Raw genomic sequence first — 18,381 nt, 5'->3', positions numbered from 1 at the left:
GGCCCGCGGGAACCGTTGACCACATCCTACGCCATCTGGCGCCAGATGTGTGAGCAATCTAACTTGCCCTTGTCCCCCGGGCCGCTCGGACCAGGGGGGTTGCTGCTACTTGCCCGGAACGACCAGGACCTTGGCCCCGGAACGTGCGGCGGCGAATCGTGCCGAGACGTCGGCCCAGTTCACGATGTTCCAGAAGGCCTTGACGTAGTCGGCCTTGACGTTCTGGTAGTCCAGGTAGAAGGCGTGCTCCCACATGTCCAGCATGAGCAGCGGGGTGGTCGCCACGGGGACGCCGTTCTGCTGGTCGTACATCTGCTCGATGACGATGTTCCCGCCGAGGGGCTCGTAGGCCAGGATGGCCCAACCGGATCCCTGGATGGTGGTGGCGGCACTGGTGAAGTGGTCGCGGAAGGCATCGAAGGAACCAAAGGCATCGTCGATGGCAGCGGCCAGTTCGCCCTCGGGCTTGTCGCCACCCTCCGGGGACAGGTTGTTCCAGAAGATCGAGTGGTTGACGTGGCCACCGAGGTTGAACTGCAGGTCCTTGGACAGCTTGGCGGCGCCGGCGGCGTCACCCTTGTCGCGTGCCTCGGCCATCTTGTCCAGTGCGGTGTTGGCACCGGTGACGTAGGCGTTGTGGTGCTTGCTGTGGTGCAGCTCCATGATGCGCGCGGAAATGTGCGGCTCCAGTGCGGCGTAGTCATACGGCAGCTCGGGAAGTTCGTACTTGACCATGTTCTCCTCCATTCGTCGTGCACGTCCGGGGGCCGGACGTGCTGGTGGGTAATGCATCCCGGCCCTGGGGCGCGGAAATCCAGCGGCAAAAATCAGCCGTCGAGCATATCTGCTGTAACGCTTGCCTCCGTGCCGGGTATTCCCAGCTCAGTGGCACGACGGTCGGCCATCGCCAAGAGGCGGCGGATCCGGCCGGCGATGGCGTCCTTGGTCATCGGCGGATCGGCGAGGTGCCCGAGTTCGTCCAGGCTGGCCTGCTTGTGGGCGACCCGCAACTGGCCTGCATACTGCAGATGGTCCGGGACGTCGTCGCCGAGGATCTCCAGGGCGCGTTCGACGCGGGCGCCGGCGGCGACGGCCGCTTGGGCGGAGCGGCGCAGGTTGGCGTCGTCGAAGTTTGCCAGGCGGTTGGCCGTCGCCCGGACCTCCTTGCGCATCCGGCGTTCCTCCCACACCAGCAGGGTGTCGTGGGCGCCCATGCGGGTGAGCAGGGCCGCGATGCTGTCCCCGTCACGGATGACGACGCGGTCGACGCCGCGCACCTCACGGGCCTTGGCCACGATGTCCAGCCGCCGGGCTGCCCCGACCAGGGCCAGGGCCGCTTCCGGGCCCGGGCAGGTGACCTCGAGGGCGGATGAGCGCCCCGGCTCGGTGAGCGAGCCGTGGGCCAGGAAGGCACCACGCCAGACCGCTTCCGCGTCACCGGCGGAACCGTTGACGATCACGGAGGGCAGTCCGCGGACGGGTCTGCCCCGGCCGTCGAGCAGGCCGGTCTGGCGCGCCAGGGATTCGCCCTCGCGGACGACCCTGACGACGTAGCGGCTGCCGCGGCGGAGTCCGCCACCGGAGACGACGATGATCTCGGCAGTGTGGCCGTAGACCTCGGCGATGGCCTGCCGCAGGCGACGGGCCGTCGCGGCGAGGTCGACCTCCGCCTCGATGACGATGCGTCCGGAGATGATGTGCAGTCCCCCGGCAAAGCGCAGGGTTGCCGACACTTCGGCTTTACGGACAGAGGACTTCTTGATGTCCAGCCGGGACAGCTCGTCCTTGACCGAGGCTGTCAGTGCCATGGCTTCTCTTCCTCACTTCGCATTGGATTGCGGGCGAACGTCTCGAAGACGTCCTGATACTCCGCCGCCAGCCGCAGGGGCTCGTGGACGGCTCGATCATGCCCACTAGCCACCTTACCGAAAAAGCATTCGGCACCCAGCCGCCGGGCTGCCGCGGTGAACGCCGCCTGGTCATCGATGCACGACGGATCGGCCAGTACCGCGTCGATGCGCAGGTCCGGAGCGTACCGGGCAATCACGTCAAGGTGGCCAGCCGCGGTCAGGCCGGCGGTCTCCCCCGTATCCATCGCGAGGTTCATGGTCAGCAACCGGCGGGCGGGGGTGTTCTGCAGGGCCTCTCGCACCTCGGGCAGGAGCAGGTGCGGCAACACCGAGGTGTACCAGGACCCCGGGCCGAGGATGATCCAGTCCGCGAGCTCGATGGCTTCGAGGGCCTCGGGACAGGCGGAGGCATCGGTGGGCGTGAGCGTCACGTTGTTGACCAACGTGTCGTGGCCCGCGGCTGCCAGAGCGGCCTGGCCCTCGATCCGGCGTCGGACCAGGCTGCCGTTGTCGGCCGTGGTGAGCACTTCGCCGGAGATGTTCAGCGGGACGGCGCTCATCGGCAGGACGGCGCCCCGGGCGCCGAGCAGTGCCCCGGCCCAGCGCAGCCCGGCCACCGCGTCCCCGAGGAGCTCCCAGAGGGTCACGATGAGCAGGTTGCCCAGGGCATGGTTGTCCAGCGAGCTCTCGGCCCCGTCTACCGCCTTGAAGCGGTGCTGCATGACATCACGCCAGGTGCGTCCCCAGTCGGACTCGTCACAGAGCGCGGCCAGGGCCATGCGCAGGTCCCCCGGCGGCAGGACGCCGAGCTCGCGGCGCAGCCTCCCCGAGGAACCGCCGTCGTCGGCGACGGTGACGATGGCGGTGATGTCGTTGGTCAATCGGCGCAGTGCCGATAGGGAGGCGGCCAGCCCGTGGCCCCCGCCGAGGGCGGCGACCCGCGTGGCCGTCACGGTGTCCCCCGTGGCCCGCGGTGGAAGCATGGGCATCTGGCCCGTCAGGAAGGTCACAGCGGCTACTCCCGGCCCAGGTCGCGGTGGTTGACCAGCACGGTCACGTTGGGCACCTGGCGGAGGCGTCGGGCCATCTCCTCGGCCACCGCGACGGAGCGGTGCTTGCCCCCGGTGCAGCCGATGGCAATGGTCGCATAGTGCTTGTTTTCCCGGCGGTAACCATCCAGCACGGGATCGAGTGCCGCCAGGTAGTGGGTGATGAACTCGGCCGTTCCCTCGGCTTCCATCACGTAGTCGCTGACCACGGCGTCCTGGCCCGTGTGGGGGCGCAGCGCGGGCACCCAGTGCGGGTTGGGGATGAAGCGGACGTCGGCCAGGAAGTTGGCGTCGGTCGGCAACCCGTACTTGAATCCGAAGCTCATGACGTTCAGGCGCAGGACCACGGGGCCCGAATCGGAGAAGAGCTCGATGATCGACCGGCCCAGCGCATGGACGTTCAGCGGGGTCGTGTCGATGACGATCTCGGCGTTGTCCTTGATCTCGCGCATGACCTCGCGCTCGGCGGTGATGCCATCGGAGATCCGGCCATCGCCCTGCAGCGGGTGCGGCCGGCGGCCCTGTTCGAAACGGCGGATGAGCAGATCGTCGCTGGCGTCCAGGAACAGCACCCGGTACTTGACGCCGGCGGCACGCAGCTGGCCCAGATTTTCCCGCAGTTCGGCGAACAGGTCACGGCTGCGCACGTCCATGACAACGGCCAGCTTCGGGATCGACCCGGGGTTGCGGGCCACCAGGTCGGTGAGGGTCCGCAACAGCTGCGGGGGCAGGTTCTCCACGACGTACCAGCCCTGGTCCTCCAGGGCGTGGGCTGCGGTGGTCCGGCCGGCCCCGGACATGCCGGTCACCACCAGCATTTCTGACTCTTCGGGCTTGACGGTGCTCAGCTCGGTACTCATGATTTCAGTCTAGTCGGGATCGGGACCCGCTCGTTCCTCAGTCCAGCAGTTCGCCCGTGGCGGTGTTCACGGCGGGTTCCGCCCCGTCGTCGTGCCCCTCCCGATCCGCCGTGTCGGGGACCGCGAGGGCCTCGACCAGGTGCGCAGCGAGCCGTGGGCCCACGCCCTTGACCTGTTGGAAGTCCTCGGCACCGGCGGTACGCATGCGTTTGAGCGATCCGAAATGTTTGACGATGGCCTGACGTTTGGCCGGCCCGAGCCCCGGAACGTCGTCCAGCAGCGAGGTGGTCATCGCGGCGCTGCGCTTCTGCCGGTGGAAGGTGATGGCGAAGCGGTGGGCCTCGTCACGGATGCGCTGGAGCAGGTACAGCCCGTGGGAGGCGCGCGGCAGCACGACGGGGAACGGGTCCTCGGGCAGCCAGAGCTCCTCCAGCCGCTTGGCCAGCCCCGCGACGTAGACGTCGTCGATCCCCAGGTCCGTCAGGGCCTGCACGGCGGCGGCCACCTGCGGCGGCCCACCGTCGACCACCACGAGCGAGGGCGGGTAGGCGAACTTGCGCGGCGGTGCCTTCTCGCCGGATTCCTCGATGCTGATCTCGCCGCTGATGACCGGGGCCATGGCGGCCTGGTCGTCCAGGTAGTGGCGGAAGCGGCGGGTGATGACGTCATACATCGAGGCGGTGTCGTCGCGGGCCGCGTCGCCGGTGATGGAGAACTTGCGGTAGTCGGACTTCTTGGGCAGCCCGTCCTCGACGACGACCATGGACGCGACCACGTTGGTGCCCTGGACGTGGGAGATGTCGTAGCACTCGATGCGCATCAGCGGCACCGGCAGGCCCAGGGCCTCCTGCAGTTCCTGCAGGGCTGCGCTGCGGGTGGTGATGTCGGCGGCGCGGCGTGACTTGTGCAGGCGCAGCGACTGTTCCGCGTTGTCCCTGACCGTTCCCATGAGGGTGGCCTTCTCGCCGCGTTGCGGCACCCGCAGGTTCACCGCGGCCCCCCGCAACCCGCGCAGCCAGATCGCCAGCTCTTCCGGGTTTTCGGGTTCGACGGGGACGAGGACCTCGCGCGGGATCCTGTCGCCCCCGGTGTTCTCGCCGTAGACCTGCTGCAGCAGGTGCTCGATGAATTCGGGACCGCTGGTCTCCTCGACCTTTTCCACGACCCAGCCGCGTTGGCCGCGGATGCGTCCGTTGCGGACATGGAAGACCTGGACCGCCGCCTCGAGGTCGTCCTCGGCGACGGCGAAGATGTCCGCTTCGGTGTCCTCGGAGAGCACGACGGCGTTGCGCTCGAAGACGCGACGCAGGGCGGCGATGTCGTCGCGCAGCCGGGCCGCCTGCTCGTAGTCGAGTTCGGCGACCGCCGCCTTCATCTGGGACTCGAGGTCACGCATGAACCGGGTGCCCTCGCCGCCCATGAACTGGCAGAGCTCGTCGGCGAGCTTGCGGTGGTCCTCGGGGCTGATGCGTCCGACGCACGGCGCCGAGCACTTGTCGATGTAGCCGAGCAGGCAGGGCCTCCCGGATTGCTGGGCCCGACGGAAGATGCCGGCGCTGCAGGTGCGCACGGGGAAGACGCGGAGCAGGGTGTCGAGGGTTTCGCGGATCGCCTTCGCCGGGTAGAACGGCCCGAAGTACTTCACGTCCTTGCGCCGGTCCCCGCGCATGACCTGGGCACGGGGGAACTTCTCCCCCAGGGTGACCGCCAAGTAGGGGTAGGACTTGTCGTCGCGGAACATGATGTTGAACCGCGGGGCGTATTCCTTGATCCACGTGTACTCGAGCTGCAGGGCCTCGAGTTCGCTGCCGACGACCGTCCATTCGACGCTCGCCGCGGTGTGCACCATCGTGTGGGTCTTGGCCGCCAGCGTCGCCGGGTTGGCGAAATAGGAGTTCAGCCGCGAGCGGAGGTTCTTGGCCTTGCCGACATAGATGACCCGGGCTTGCGGGTCGCGGAAACGGTAGACGCCGGGACTGGTGGGTATTTCACCGGTCCGGGGGCGGTAGCTGGTGGGATCGGCCATGCGTTAACGCTACTCCGCGGAGGGCGACTGGTTGTAGTTGCCCGAGCGTTCCTGCCCGGTGATCGCGGCGATCGCGTCCACGATGGCGTCGGTGGCCTGGCGGCGCAGCGGCAGCGGGTGCTTGCGTCCGACATGGTCGAACTGCAGCGGCTTCCCGACGGTGAGCGTGAACTTGCGGGGGATGATCCGGTTGCTGCCGGCGGGCTGCAGGCGCTCGGTGCCCACCAGCCCGACCGGGACCACGGGTGCACCGGTCGACAGGGCGAGCCAGCCCACGCCGGTCCGGCCCCGGTAGAGCCGCCCGTCACGCGATCGGGTGCCCTCCGGGTAGATCCCGACGCCCTGCCCGTCCTCGAGCAGATCGACCAGCGCATCCAGTGCCGCCACGCTGGCCGCCTGCTCCCCGCGCTCGACGGGGATGGAGCCGACGGATTCGAAGAACGCCTTCATGACCCGGCCCTTGAGGCCGGGGGTGGTGAAGTATTCGGCCTTGGCGAAGAACGCGACGGGCCGCGGGCAGATGGCCTGGATGATGATGCTGTCCAGGAACGAGAGGTGGTTCGAGGCCACGATGAACGGGCCCTCGGTCGGGACGTTTTCCAACCCGGTGATGTCGGGACGGCATAGCGTGTGGATCGTTCCGCGGAAACCGGCGCGGACCCCTTCGAACAGTTCCATCTACGCGGAACCATCGCGCAGGGCGTTGACGCTGGTGGCATCCGCGGCACCGAGCAGCCGTCCCAGTTCGGCGGGGGAATGCACGACGGCGGCAGCGCCTGCCGCCTCCAGCTCGCCGTCCGCGGCGAAGCCCCAGGAGACGCCGATGGCGGGCAGGCCGTTGGCGCGGGCACCCTCGATGTCGTGGAGCCGGTCCCCGACCATGACCGTGTGCTCCGGGCCCTGGCCGGTGGCATCCAGGGCGGCGGCGACGATATGCGGTTTGCCGCTGGTCCGGGTGGGGGCGGAGACCTCGTCGGGTGCCGAACCGTGGATGGTGTCGAAATAGCCGTCGAGCCCCTTCGCGGCCAGGAGCCGGCGGGCCAGCGGCTCGGGTTTGGAGGTGGCGACGGCCAGGATCCGACCCTCGTTCCGCAGCGCGACGAGCAGTTCTTCGATCCCCGGGTAGACGCGGCTGGCAGCCATGCCGTGGGCGGCATACTGTTCGCGGTAGTCGGCGATGACCTTCGGCAGCAGGACCTCGGTCATGCCGGGAATCGTCATGAGTCCGCTGGCCAGCGGGGGGCCGACCAGCGCATGCAGGTGTTCGTCGCCGGGGTGGGCGATGCCGTTGGCCAGCAGTGCGTGGAGTATGCCTCCGGTGATGCCGCCCGCCGGGTCGACCAGGGTGCCGTCGAGGTCGAGGAGTACGGCGCGGGCAGGAATCATCACCGCAATATTGTTGCACGAACCACCGTGCCGGGACGGCAACCATGCCCGCGGCGGAATACTCCGCAACGTCAGGCCCGCCGCCACGGGCGGCGCGGTATCGTCAGTCCACGACCCCGGCGAGGAAGCCGCCGGTGTGGCTGGCCTCGATCTTGGCGACCTGCTCCGGTGTCCCGGAGGCGATGACCTGGCCGCCTCCCGAACCGCCCTCGGGACCCAGGTCGATCACCCAGTCGGCGCTCTTGATGACATCGAGGTTGTGTTCGATGGTGATGACCGTGTTGCCCTTGTCCACGAGCCCCTGGAGGACGAGCAGCAGCTTGCGGATGTCCTCGAAGTGCAGGCCGGTCGTGGGCTCGTCGAGCACGTAGATGCTGCGTCCGTTGGAGCGCTTCTGCAGCTCCGACGCCAGCTTCACCCGCTGTGCCTCGCCGCCGGAGAGCGTCGTGGCCGGTTGCCCGAGCCGGACGTAACCCAGGCCGACGTCGACCAGCGTGTTCAGGTGCCGGGCAATCGGGGTGAATGCCGCGAAGAATTCGGCGGCCTCCTCGATCGGCATGTGCAGCACGTCCGAGATGGACTTGCCCTTGTAGTGCACCTCGAGGGTCTCGCGGTTGTACCGGGCGCCGTGGCAGACCTCGCAGGGCACGTAGACGTCCGGCAGGAAGTTCATCTCGATCTTCAGCGTTCCGTCGCCGGAACAGGCCTCGCAGCGGCCGCCCTTGACGTTGAAGGAGAACCGGCCCTGCAGGTAGCCGCGGACCTTCGCCTCGTTGGTCTCCGCGAAGAGCTTGCGCACATGGTCGAACACGCCGGTGTAGGTCGCCGGGTTGGAGCGGGGGGTGCGCCCGATCGGGCTCTGGTCCACGTGGACCACCTTGTCGAGCTGCTCGAGGCCCTCGACCCGGGTGTGGCGACCGGCCACCTGCTTGGCGCCGTTGAGCTTGTTGGCCATGACCTTGTAGAGGATGTCGTTGACCAGCGTGGACTTGCCCGAACCGCTGACCCCCGTGACGGCGGTGAAGACGCCGAGCGGGAACTTCACGGTGAGTTCCTGCAGGTTGTTCTCGCGGGCACCGACCACGGTGACCTGGCGCTTGCGGTCCACCTTGCGCCGCTTGGTGGGCAGGTCGATCTTCCGGCGCCCCGAGAGGTAGTCGCCGGTCAGCGATTCGGTGTTGGCCAGCAGCCCCTCCAGGGAACCGGAGTGCACGACGGAACCGCCGTGTTCGCCGGCTCCGGGGCCGATGTCCACGATCCAGTCGGCCTGGTGGATGGTGTCCTCGTCGTGTTCGACGACGATGAGCGTGTTCCCGAGGTCGCGCAGCCGGTTCAGGGTCTCGATGAGGCGCCGGTTGTCCCGTTGGTGCAGGCCGATGGAGGGTTCGTCCAGGACGTAGAGCACCCCGACAAGGCCGGAGCCGATCTGGGTAGCCAGGCGGATCCGCTGCGCCTCGCCGCCGGAGAGGGTCCCCGCGGCGCGTTCCAGGTTCAGGTATTCGAGGCCGACGTCGAGCAGGAAGCGCAGCCGCGCCTGGATCTCGATGAGGACCTGGTGGGCGATCTGCTTTTCGCGGCCGGTCAGTGTCAACCCGTTCAGGAATTCCGAGCAGTCGCGCATGGGCATTGCCGAGACCTCGGCAATGGACTTGCCGTTGATCAGCACGGACAGGGACGCGGGGTTCAACCGGGCGCCGTTGCACTCGGGGCAGGGGATCTGCCGCATGTACTCCTCGTACCGGTCCCGCGCGTGGTCGGACTCGGTCTCCTGGTGCTTGCGGTGGATGTACTGGATGACACCTTCGAATCCGGTGCTGTACTTGCGTTCGCGGCCGAAGCGGTTGCGGTATTGGACGACGACCTTGTGGTCCTTGCCATTGAGGATGGCCTCGCGCTGCTTGTCCGTGAGCTTGCGCCACGGGGTCTCCAGGTCGAACTTCAGGTCCTTGGCCAAGCCGGCCAACAGCCGGTTCCAGTATTCCGTGGTGGCGGTCCCCAGCGACCAGGGGGCGATGGTCCCCTCGGCCAACGACTTGGACGGGTCCGGGATGACGAGTTCCTCGTCGACCTCGAGCCGCGTGCCGATGCCGGTGCAGGCGGGGCAGGCGCCGAACGGGTTGTTGAAGGAGAACGAGCGTGGCTCGATTTCGTCGATGGCCAGCGGGTGCTCATTCGGGCAGGCGAGGTGCTCGGAGAAGGCCCGGACCCGCCCCTCATCGTCGTCGGGCAGGTCCACGAAGTCCGCCAGTACGCGTCCGTCGGCCAGCCCGAGGGCGGTTTCGATGGAGTCCGTGAGGCGTTGGCGGATGCCGTCCTTGGCCACGAGCCGGTCGATGACGACCTCGATGGTGTGCTTGTACTGCTTGCCCAGCTTGGGAGGGTCGCTGAGCTGGATTGTTTCCCCATCGACCCGGGCGCGGGCGTAGCCCTTGACGGCCAGCTCCTTGAAGAGGTCGACGAACTCGCCCTTGCGGCCGCGCACGACCGGGGCGAGGATCTGGAACCGCGTCCCGTCCTCGAGTTCAAGGAGCTGGTCGACGATCGCCTGGGGCGTCTGCCGCGTGACGGCTTCGCCACAGACCGGGCAGTAGGGCCTGCCGACGCGGGCCCACAGCAGACGCATGTAGTCGTAGATCTCCGTGATCGTGCCGACGGTGGAGCGGGGGTTCTTCGAGGTCGACTTCTGGTCGATCGACACCGCGGGCGAGAGGCCCTCGATGAAATCCACATCCGGCTTGTCGACCTGGCCCAGGAACTGCCGGGCGTAGGCGGAGAGCGATTCGACATAGCGGCGCTGGCCCTCGGCGAAGATGGTGTCGAACGCCAGCGAGGACTTCCCTGAGCCGGAAAGACCAGTGAAGACGATCATGGCGTCGCGGGGAAGGTCGAGATCGACGTTGCGCAGATTGTGCTCGCGAGCCCCCTTCACCACGAGGCGGGACTGGTCGTGAGCGCGCACGGCCGACGGGTCGGTATCTGCTTCTAGAGCGCTGGGGGTAATAGCCACGTGTTGATGGTAGTCGAAAACTCGTTCGAATACACGTTCTAGTGCCGGTCGCTTTCCCGGGATTCCGGGCCTATCTGCGCGCGGTGTTCACTGCCCGCGGAAGGCAGCCCGGACGAATTCCAGGGTCCGGCCCTCGTCAACGCCCCATTGCCGTGCGTGCTGCACGAGTTCTGTTGCCGCCCCTGCCAGCCGCCGGTCCGCCTCGGACCCCGTGGCGAGGACCACGGTGCCGTGGCGGCCTCGCGTCTCCACGACCCCGGCCTGCTCCAATTCGCGATAGGACCTGGCCACCGTGTTGACGGCCACCCCGAGTCGTCCGGCGAGCGCCCGGACGGAGGTGAGCCGGGTCCCGGGGACGAGACGACCCGAGGCGATGGCGTCGAGGACCTGCTGGCGTATCTGGTCATAGGGGTTGGCGGTCGCGTCCTTGCGGATCTCGACAAAGGCCAGCACATCGTCGTCGTTCACTATGGCTCCTCGGGTGTCCCGGCCATTGCCGGGCCGTGGGTGTGGGTGCATCCACAGTACCCGGGCACCTAGCAGGGGTATGGCCCCGCACCCTAGGCTGGGCACCATGAGCACCCAAAACTCCCTGCTGCACGACCTGGCGGACGTCACGATCCGCAGCACCTCGGTTTCCTCCATGGCCAACAACGCCTATCTGATCACCCACAAGCAGACTGGGGCGCAGGTGCTCATCGACGCCGCAGATGACGCCCCGGCATTGCGCCGCATGCTCGCCGATGCCGCGGATGATGCCCCCGTCGCACCGAAACTGTCACTGATCGCCACCACCCACCAGCACTGGGACCACATCCGGGCGCTGAAGGAACTAGCGGTCGAGACCGGTGTGCGCACCGCGGCCGGCACGGCTGACGCCGACGGGATTCGCGATCAGGTGGGCGTCGAGATCGACGTGACGCTGGACCACGGCGACGTGGGCTCCTTCGAGGGGTTCGACCTCACCGCAGTCCACCTGCGCGGCCACACCCCGGGCTCGATCGCCTACGTCTACCGGGACCCGGCTGGCCCCACCCACATCTTCAGCGGCGACAGCCTCTTCCCCGGGGGCGTCGGCAATACCGAGAAGGACCCGGCGCGTTTCGCTTCCCTGTACGACGACGTCGTGAACCGGATGTTCGTGCCCTACGCGGATGACACGCTGGTCCACCCCGGCCATGGGGAAGGTACGACCCTGGGCGCCGAGCGCCCCCATCTGACGGAATGGCGGGAGCGCGGCTGGTAGCCCCGGCGACTGCCGGAGGCGCGCCTACTCCATGTGTTCTTCGCGTATTTCGCCGAAGGGGATCTTTTCCGAAGTCATGGCGTGGACCGCTGTCCCCATGAAGCGCACCAGCACCCCGGTGTTGCCCTCCGCCACTGATTCGAGCAGAACGGGACGCAGTGTGCCGATCTGTCGCTCCGGCGCGGCATCGAGGTATTTCTGGTAGGCGGCGGGAAGGATGTGGTCCACGGCGGTCTCCTGGTGGTCATGGTCGGTCCGTACCTTCGGCTTTACCACCGGGAGGAGCCGAAAAGAAGAGGTGCGATCCAGGTCATGGATCCACGGTCTGACCGCCGGGAATCAGCGGACGTTGGCCTTCTGCCCGACCATGAAGATCCGCCGGAAGGGGAAGACCGTCAGCTGCTCCCCCTCGGGGCCGGCGAACGGCGGGTAGGCCTCCCGGACCAGGGCGGCGTACTCGGCCTCGAACTCCCTCGCGTCCTGCTCCCCCAGGACCGACAAGATCGGGCGCAGAGCCGTTCCCCGCACCCACTCCAACACCGGGTCCGTGCCCTGCAGCATCTGGGAATAGGTCGTCTCCCACACATCGGCCTCGAAACCGTGGTCGAGGAGCAGCCGCAGGTACGTCTCCGGTTCGGCGGTCGCATCCTTGCGCAGCGTCAGACCCTCCAGCCGGGCCGTCCAATGCGGGCGACCCGCGAGATCCCGCATGAGCGCATGGGAGGGGGCACCGAAGTTCCCCGGCACCTGGGCCGCGAACCACGCCCCCGGCTCCAGGGCACCCAGCCAGCCGGCCATCAGCTCGCGATGTCCCGGGATCCACTGCAGCATGGCATTGCTGACCAGCACGTCGGTTCCCGGTTCGGGCATCCACGTCATTGCGTCGGACTCGGCAAACGCCAGGTTTGACTGCCGGTGGTCGGCGGCGGCACTGGCGATCATTTCGGCCGAGGCATCCAGCCCCGTCACTTCTGCTTTCGGCCACCGGTCGGCGAGCGCCGCGGTGAGCGGGCCGGGGCCGCAGCCCAGGTCGACGACCTTCCGGGGCGACGCCGCGTCGATGCGCTGGGTCAATTCGAAGAAGGGCCGGTCCCGGTGGGAGGCGAACTGCACGTATTTGGCGGGGTTCCATTTCATGGACCAACAGTACCGATCGGCTCAAGCCAAGGCATTCCGCCCTGGCGGTCATGGCTGCCCTCCGGATGATGTCGCCGTGGCGGGCTGAAGCGTCGGTGGTCGCGCTGTCGGATGCGTCGATATCGGCGATTATCAGAGTGTTACCTCATTGAACCAGCCCGTCCGTGGGCGCATGATGACATCGCTGGAGCCGTCCGCCTTCACGGGCTTGAGTTTCCGCCGGTCTTTTCGCCACCGCTCATCCCCTGTCCCTTGAGAACGCCATGGAACGTGTCAGGAGTATGCGGCTGACTCCATATCCCGGCGCCTGCGATACAGGGCGTCGAGGATCTGCTCGGACGGGCCGCGTATGGACCAGGGCAAGGGAGCCCGCGCTCACCCCATCGTCCCTTCGGCCCTTCGCTGCCGTGGAGCCAAGGGATAGGTCTGATGCAACGGTGACCTCGGAAGACATCCCACCGTTGTCTGCCGTTCATGCGCGACGGAGAGAGTGGGGGAACCATGTCCACCCCACCGATTCAGGAGCAAAAACCATGGCCGTCCCCGTTTCCCGCCGCAACTTTCTCGGAGCCAGTGCAGGAGCCGCCGCCCTGGGGTTCGCATTCGCCGGCGCAGGCAGTCTCTCCCCCTTCGTCAGACCTGCCAACGCCGCAACGCGCAACGCCCTAGGTTACGGACCACTCGTTCCCGACCCCGAGGGCATTCTGGCGCTGCCCAAGGGCTTTTCCTACAAACTGGTCGCTCGATCCGGACAGACACGAACTGCGGACGGTGTGCACCCCTCCGATCCTGACGGCATTGGCGTCTTCGACGCCCCCGGTGGCAAGTCCGTGCTGATCTGTAACCACGAAAACAGTGGTTCCGAGCCCTTTCCCGTACCCGTTGTCGATGGGATCACCTACGACCCCGGGGCCACCGGTGGCACGTCCACCATCATTGTGGACGCGGAGGGCAACCGCGTAAGCCAGTACACCTCCGTTGCCGGGACCGACAACAACTGCGCGGGTGGCATCTCGCCCTGGGGTACCTGGCTGACCTGCGAGGAGACCGAGTCCCGTGCAGGCTCCGGTTCAAACACCAAGGACCACGGTTACGTGTTTGAAGTCGATCCCACGAGCCGTGCAGCGAATGTGGGTCGTTCCGCGATCCCGCTGAAATTCCTTGGCCGCTACTCTCACGAGGCCGTCGCCATCGACCCGGCCACGACCCAGATCTACCTGACCGAAGATGCCAGCAATCCCCATGGGCTGTACCTGCGCTGGACGCCGCCCGCGGGTTTTGCCGCCGGCAAGGGTTCACTCCACGCGCTTGCCCAGTCTGCAGGCGGCGACCGGGCCGGTCGATTGCAAGCCATGAAGTGCTTCCGTGGCTCGACCCATATCAAGGACCTTTCCGAAGCCACCCAGGTGGGTACCCGCCTCAAGGTCGAATGGATCGATGTGCCTGACCGAGATGCACGCACCACGTCCGTCCGCCAGCAGTTCACCAACGATCAGATCAGTAGGGCCCGCAAGCTGGAAGGACAGTGGTGGAGCGACGGCGGCGCATACTTCGTTTCCAGCTTCGCCCGCACCTCAGATGGTTCGGTCAACGAACACGACGGCCAAGTGTGGCATTACGATCCTGCCGCCGAAAGCATCACCCTGAAGACCATCTTCGGCGTCAACCCCGCTCCGGAACTGGACGGACATTTCGACGGTCCGGACAACATCACCGTGGCACCGCAGGGCGGGCTCATTCTGGCCGAGGACGGAAACGGCGTATCCCATCTGGTGGGCGTTACCGAACAAGGTAAGTCCTACCCGCTAGCACGCAACGAGTTCAACGATTCGGAGTTCTGCGGCCCCGCATTTAGCACGGATGGCAGGTGGCTCTTCGCCAATATCCAGTCCCCCGGCTTCACGCTCGCGATCACCGGACCCTGGACCCGCCCGTCGAACGCGGCTGCCTCCGAAAGCAGGTAACTCCCGCCGTTTGGGCGCCGTAGGTTCCTCACGGTCAATGGAGGGACCTACGGCGCCATGCGATCCAACGCCAACCCCTCGGCAGCGATGCTCCCGGAAGTACCGTCGCGTCCAAGTCCTCGTTTGCCCCTCTTACAGCGGGTGGACGGGTGCGGCCGCTCAACGATTCGACGATCACGAACAGGCCGGGAGGCGCTCTTCCTGTTTCTGGAGGAAAACGCAGACAGCGACCAGCTATCGCCGTGACGCCTGATCAACGCCACTACTGGCAGCCGCGGCACGACCGGGGCCCTCGGCAACGGGCCTTTTGCCCCATCGATAGTCCGCTGGCGATCGCGCACCCGTCGCGAACAGCGTCGCGCCATGCCCACACATCTCCACGGATCCGCGACCACTGCGCCGTCGTGGCCCGCGGGCGATAGGCTGGATCCACCATGAAACTCACTGAGCTCCTGCCCGACACGCCACCGCGCGGGGCGACCGCCGAATCCACCTACGCCTCGTTCCTGACCTGGACCGAGGATCGCGGCATCGCCCTCTATCCGGCGCAGGACGAGGCGGTGATGGAGATCGTCGAGGGCAACAACGTCATCCTGGCCACCCCGACGGGGTCGGGGAAGTCATTGGTGGCGGTCGCCGCGCACTTCCACGCGCTGGCCAGGGGCGAACGGAGCTACTACACGGCCCCGATCAAGGCGTTGGTCTCCGAGAAGTTCTTCGCACTGTGCGAGATCTTCGGCGCCGAGAACGTCGGCATGGTCACCGGTGATTCCTCGGTCAACCAGGACGCCCCGATCATCTGCTGCACCGCGGAAATCCTGGCCAACGTGGCTCTCCGTGAGGGGGAAAACGCGGACTTGGGCCCGGTCGTGATGGACGAGTTCCACTTCTACTCGGACCCGCAGCGCGGCTGGGCGTGGCAGGTCCCCCTACTGGAATTGCCCCAGGCCCAGTTCCTGCTGATGTCCGCCACCCTGGGCGAGGTCACCCGCTTCGAGGACGAGCTCACGCTGCGTACCGGCCGGCAGACCACCACGGTGGCCAACGCCGAACGGCCGATCCCCCTGCACAACTACTACTCGGAAGAACCGGTCCAGGAAGCCATGGAGGAGCTGCTGGCCACCAACCAGTCCCCCGTCTACGTGGTGCACTTCAGCCAGCTCGAGGCCATCGACCGCGCGCAGTCGCTGATGAGCATCAACGTCTGCACCCGGGAGGAAAAGGACCGGATCTCCGAGCTCATCGCCGGGTTCCGCTTCGCCACCGGCTTCGGCAAGACCCTGAACCGCCTGGTCCGCCACGGGATCGGCGTCCACCACGCGGGCATGCTGCCCAAGTACCGCCGCCTGGTCGAACAGCTCGCCCAGGCCGGGCTGCTCAAGGTGATCTGCGGAACCGACACCCTGGGCGTGGGAATCAACGTCCCGATCCGCACGGTCATGCTCACTGCACTGTCCAAGTACGACGGCGTACGCACCCGGCCGCTCAATGCCCGCGAATTCCACCAGATCGCCGGCCGTGCCGGACGGGCCGGCTACGACACCGCGGGAACGGTGGTGGTCCAGGCCCCGGAGTTCGCCATCGAGAACAAGAAGTCCATGACCAAGGCGGTCGCCAAGTTCGGCGACGACCAGAAGAAGCTGCGCCAGGTCGTGAAGAAGAAGCCACCGCAGGGCTTCGTCTCCTGGTCGGAGAAGACCTTCGACAAGATGGTGACCTCCACGCCTGAACCCTTGAGCTCATCGTTCACCGTCACCCACTCCATGCTGCTCAATCTGCTGGAGCGGCCCGGCAACTCCTTCGTCGCAGCCCGGCGACTGCTCACCGAGAACCACGAACCGCCGGCACGGCAACGTGTCCTGCTCCGGCGGGCCTTGGGCATCCTGCGCGAGCTGTTGGCCACCGGTGTGGTGGAGCGCCTCTCCGAGCCCGACGAGCACGGCAACCTGCTGCGCCTGACCGTTGACCTGCAGCAGAACTTCGCCCTGAACCAGCCGCTCTCCCCGTTCGCCATGGCCAGCCTGGAACTGCTGGACCGCGAGGCCCCCACCTATGCCCTCGATGTGGTCTCCATCATCGAGGCCACCCTGGAAAAGCCCCGCCAAGTGCTCAACGCCCAGGAGAAGAAGGCCCGGGGCGAAGCCGTCGCGGCCATGAAGGCCGAGGGCATGGAATACGAGGCGCGGATGAACGCGCTGGACGAGGTCACCTACGCGCAGCCGCTGGCCGAGATGCTGGGCGAGGCATTCGAGACGTACCGGCAGGGCGCACCGTGGTTGGGCGACTTCGAGTTGTCCCCCAAGTCCGTGGTGCGCGACATGTACGAGCGGGCCATGTCCTTCGGCGAGTACATCCAGTTCTACTCTCTGGCACGCTCCGAGGGCATCCTGCTGCGCTACCTCACGGACGCGTTCAAGGCCCTGCGCCAGACGGTCCCCCGCGATGCATTGCGTGAAGACCTGGAGGACCTCATCGAGTGGCTCGGCGAACTTGTCCGGCAAACGGACTCCTCACTGCTCGACGAGTGGGAGAAGCTCTCCCAGGGCGAGCTGCCCGACGACATGGCCGCTGAGATCACGCCGCCGGCACCGGAGCGGTTGACCTCCAACGAGCGGGCCTTCCGCGTGATGGTCCGCAACGAGATGTTCCGGCGGGTCCAGCTCTTCGCAGATGAACAGGACGGGACACTCGGGGACCTCGATGGCCACAACGGGTTCAACGCAGATGCCTGGGCCAACGCCATGGACGCCTACTTCGACGAACACGATGACATCGACGACGGTCCGGCGGCACGCGGCCCCCAGCTGCTGATCATCACCCCGACGAGGACCGAGTGGAAGATCCGGCAGATCTTCAAGGACCCCGCCGGGAACAACGACTGGGGCATCGACGCAGTGGTCAACCTGGCGGACTCCGACGAGACCGGCTCCGCAGTGGTCACCGTGACGGGCGTCGGCCGGCTGGGCTGAGGCACCGCTGCGGTCACGGCAGGAGTGCCACCAGCGGCTCCGTCCGGGTCCGCGCGATGTCGATGGCCGGCAGCATGATCCCCAGGAACGCGTAGAGGGAGATCGGCACACACAGCAGCCATTCACGCCACGACCCGGCAGTGCCCAACACGGGGATTGACAGCCGGCCGCTCCTGCGCCAGATGTGCCGCAGAACCGGGAGCCGGCGCACCATGCGCGGCGCCCGGATCTTCAGCGGCCAGATGAGGTTGCAGCCGCCGACGGTCAGCAGGTCCCCCGCGATATGCGTCGCGGTGCCCAGCAGCATGGCGAGCACGAACCAGTACTGCTCTTCGGGGGCGAAGAGCGCCACGAAGGCACCGGCGGGAATCGAGACCAGCCACGGCAGACGCCGCATGGAGTCCGGGATGAACTTCAGGGCCTTCAGCGCAAACGCGATGAGCAGGACCGCAGACAGTCCGGCACCGGGAAAGACCGTGCCGTAGCGCGGGAGTTCGATCTGCCACAGCCCCAGCAGGTAGGCGATCCCGGTGAAGACCACGATACCGAACAGGGAATGGGTCCCGTTGCGGTGCCCACCGGCCACCTCCCCGATCCCGGCACAGACGACGTTGGAGACCGGCGGCAGGGACTGGGCAATGGTGGCGTGCCGATGGTCGGCATCGGGCAGCAAGGCCGCCCCCGCGCAGGCCATGGCGCCGGCGAGGACCCCCGCGGGGGTGACATCGAGCAGCCCGAACCCCAGCGGCATCTGGGCGGGCAGGATGGCAAAGCGCTCGGCCAGCGGCCCCCAGGCGATGACGGGCTGCGTGGTGGCGGCAATCCAGACGGCGGCACCGCTGGCTGCATGATGTCCTCCCATCATGGGCGGAGGCTCGCTTTCGCTC

General features: G+C 67.2%; 15 protein-coding genes. 3 read left to right on the top strand and 12 right to left on the bottom strand.

The window, feature by feature from the left end; genetic code table 11:
• Nucleotides 1–105: 105 nt before the first annotated feature.
• The 9 genes from AC1MEQ_RS00675 to AC1MEQ_RS00635 all read right to left on the bottom strand — a co-directional run bounded on the left by AC1MEQ_RS00675 (nt 106) and on the right by AC1MEQ_RS00635 (nt 10,646).
• Nucleotides 106–735, bottom strand: a complete 630-nt coding sequence (locus AC1MEQ_RS00675; protein ID WP_479793042.1) for a superoxide dismutase — start codon at nt 733–735, stop codon at nt 106–108.
• A gap of 92 nt (nt 736–827) precedes the next feature.
• Entirely contained in the window at nt 828–1,808 is a 981-nt protein-coding gene (gene whiA / locus AC1MEQ_RS00670) for a DNA-binding protein WhiA (protein ID WP_479793041.1), read from the bottom strand.
• A complete protein-coding gene (locus AC1MEQ_RS00665) occupies nt 1,799–2,860 on the bottom strand; it encodes a gluconeogenesis factor YvcK family protein (RefSeq protein WP_479793039.1) in 1,062 nt (353 codons plus the stop codon). The genes whiA and AC1MEQ_RS00665 overlap by 10 nt, the downstream gene beginning before the upstream one ends.
• Before the next feature lie 5 nt (nt 2,861–2,865).
• Entirely contained in the window at nt 2,866–3,759 is an 894-nt protein-coding gene (gene rapZ, locus AC1MEQ_RS00660) for an RNase adapter RapZ (RefSeq protein WP_479793038.1), read from the bottom strand.
• Between the two features lie 37 nt (nt 3,760–3,796).
• Nucleotides 3,797–5,785, bottom strand: coding sequence for an excinuclease ABC subunit UvrC (gene uvrC / locus AC1MEQ_RS00655; RefSeq protein WP_479793036.1), 1,989 nt, complete (start codon nt 5,783–5,785; stop codon nt 3,797–3,799).
• Nucleotides 5,786–5,794: 9 nt separating this feature from the next.
• The gene (locus AC1MEQ_RS00650; RefSeq protein WP_479793034.1) at nt 5,795–6,463 is read right to left on the bottom strand and encodes a lysophospholipid acyltransferase family protein; all 669 of its coding nucleotides are present in this window, start codon (nt 6,461–6,463) and stop codon (nt 5,795–5,797) included.
• Nucleotides 6,464–7,171 (bottom strand): HAD hydrolase-like protein, encoded by a 708-nt coding sequence (locus AC1MEQ_RS00645; protein ID WP_479795989.1) that lies wholly within the window; start codon nt 7,169–7,171, stop codon nt 6,464–6,466.
• Between the two features lie 103 nt (nt 7,172–7,274).
• On the bottom strand, nt 7,275–10,172 hold the full coding sequence (gene uvrA, locus AC1MEQ_RS00640) for an excinuclease ABC subunit UvrA (RefSeq protein ID WP_479795987.1): 2,898 nt from the start codon (nt 10,170–10,172) through the stop codon (nt 7,275–7,277).
• A gap of 93 nt (nt 10,173–10,265) precedes the next feature.
• A complete protein-coding gene (locus AC1MEQ_RS00635) occupies nt 10,266–10,646 on the bottom strand; it encodes a GntR family transcriptional regulator (protein WP_479793032.1) in 381 nt (126 codons plus the stop codon).
• A gap of 106 nt (nt 10,647–10,752) precedes the next feature.
• Here AC1MEQ_RS00635 and AC1MEQ_RS00630 point away from each other — a divergent pair, with 106 nt between their 5' ends.
• On the top strand, nt 10,753–11,424 hold the full coding sequence (locus AC1MEQ_RS00630; RefSeq protein ID WP_479793030.1) for an MBL fold metallo-hydrolase: 672 nt from the start codon (nt 10,753–10,755) through the stop codon (nt 11,422–11,424).
• A gap of 24 nt (nt 11,425–11,448) precedes the next feature.
• Here AC1MEQ_RS00630 and AC1MEQ_RS00625 read toward each other — a convergent pair whose 3' ends face one another.
• On the bottom strand, nt 11,449–11,652 hold the full coding sequence (locus AC1MEQ_RS00625; RefSeq protein WP_479793028.1) for a hypothetical protein: 204 nt from the start codon (nt 11,650–11,652) through the stop codon (nt 11,449–11,451).
• A gap of 111 nt (nt 11,653–11,763) precedes the next feature.
• Nucleotides 11,764–12,561 carry a trans-aconitate 2-methyltransferase gene (locus AC1MEQ_RS00620; RefSeq protein ID WP_479793026.1) on the bottom strand — a complete coding sequence of 266 codons (798 nt, stop codon included), beginning with the start codon at nt 12,559–12,561 and terminating at the stop codon, nt 11,764–11,766.
• A gap of 437 nt (nt 12,562–12,998) precedes the next feature.
• Here AC1MEQ_RS00620 and AC1MEQ_RS00615 point away from each other — a divergent pair, with 437 nt between their 5' ends.
• Nucleotides 12,999–14,525 (top strand): alkaline phosphatase PhoX, encoded by a 1,527-nt coding sequence (locus AC1MEQ_RS00615; protein ID WP_479793024.1) that lies wholly within the window; start codon nt 12,999–13,001, stop codon nt 14,523–14,525.
• A 434-nt stretch (nt 14,526–14,959) separates the two neighbouring features.
• Complete coding sequence (locus tag AC1MEQ_RS00610) at nt 14,960–17,494, top strand: DEAD/DEAH box helicase (protein WP_479793022.1); 2,535 nt, start codon at nt 14,960–14,962, stop codon at nt 17,492–17,494.
• Nucleotides 17,495–17,507: 13 nt separating this feature from the next.
• On the opposite strand, the gene AC1MEQ_RS00605 is transcribed toward AC1MEQ_RS00610, so the two are convergent.
• Complete coding sequence (locus AC1MEQ_RS00605) at nt 17,508–18,359, bottom strand: metal-dependent hydrolase (RefSeq protein ID WP_479793021.1); 852 nt, start codon at nt 18,357–18,359, stop codon at nt 17,508–17,510.
• Nucleotides 18,360–18,381 lie beyond the last annotated feature (22 nt).

Source organism: Arthrobacter sp. ASL1 (assembly GCF_056680475.1).
Note: the sequence above shows the minus strand (reverse complement) of the source record. Positions and strands in the feature narration are given on the sequence as shown.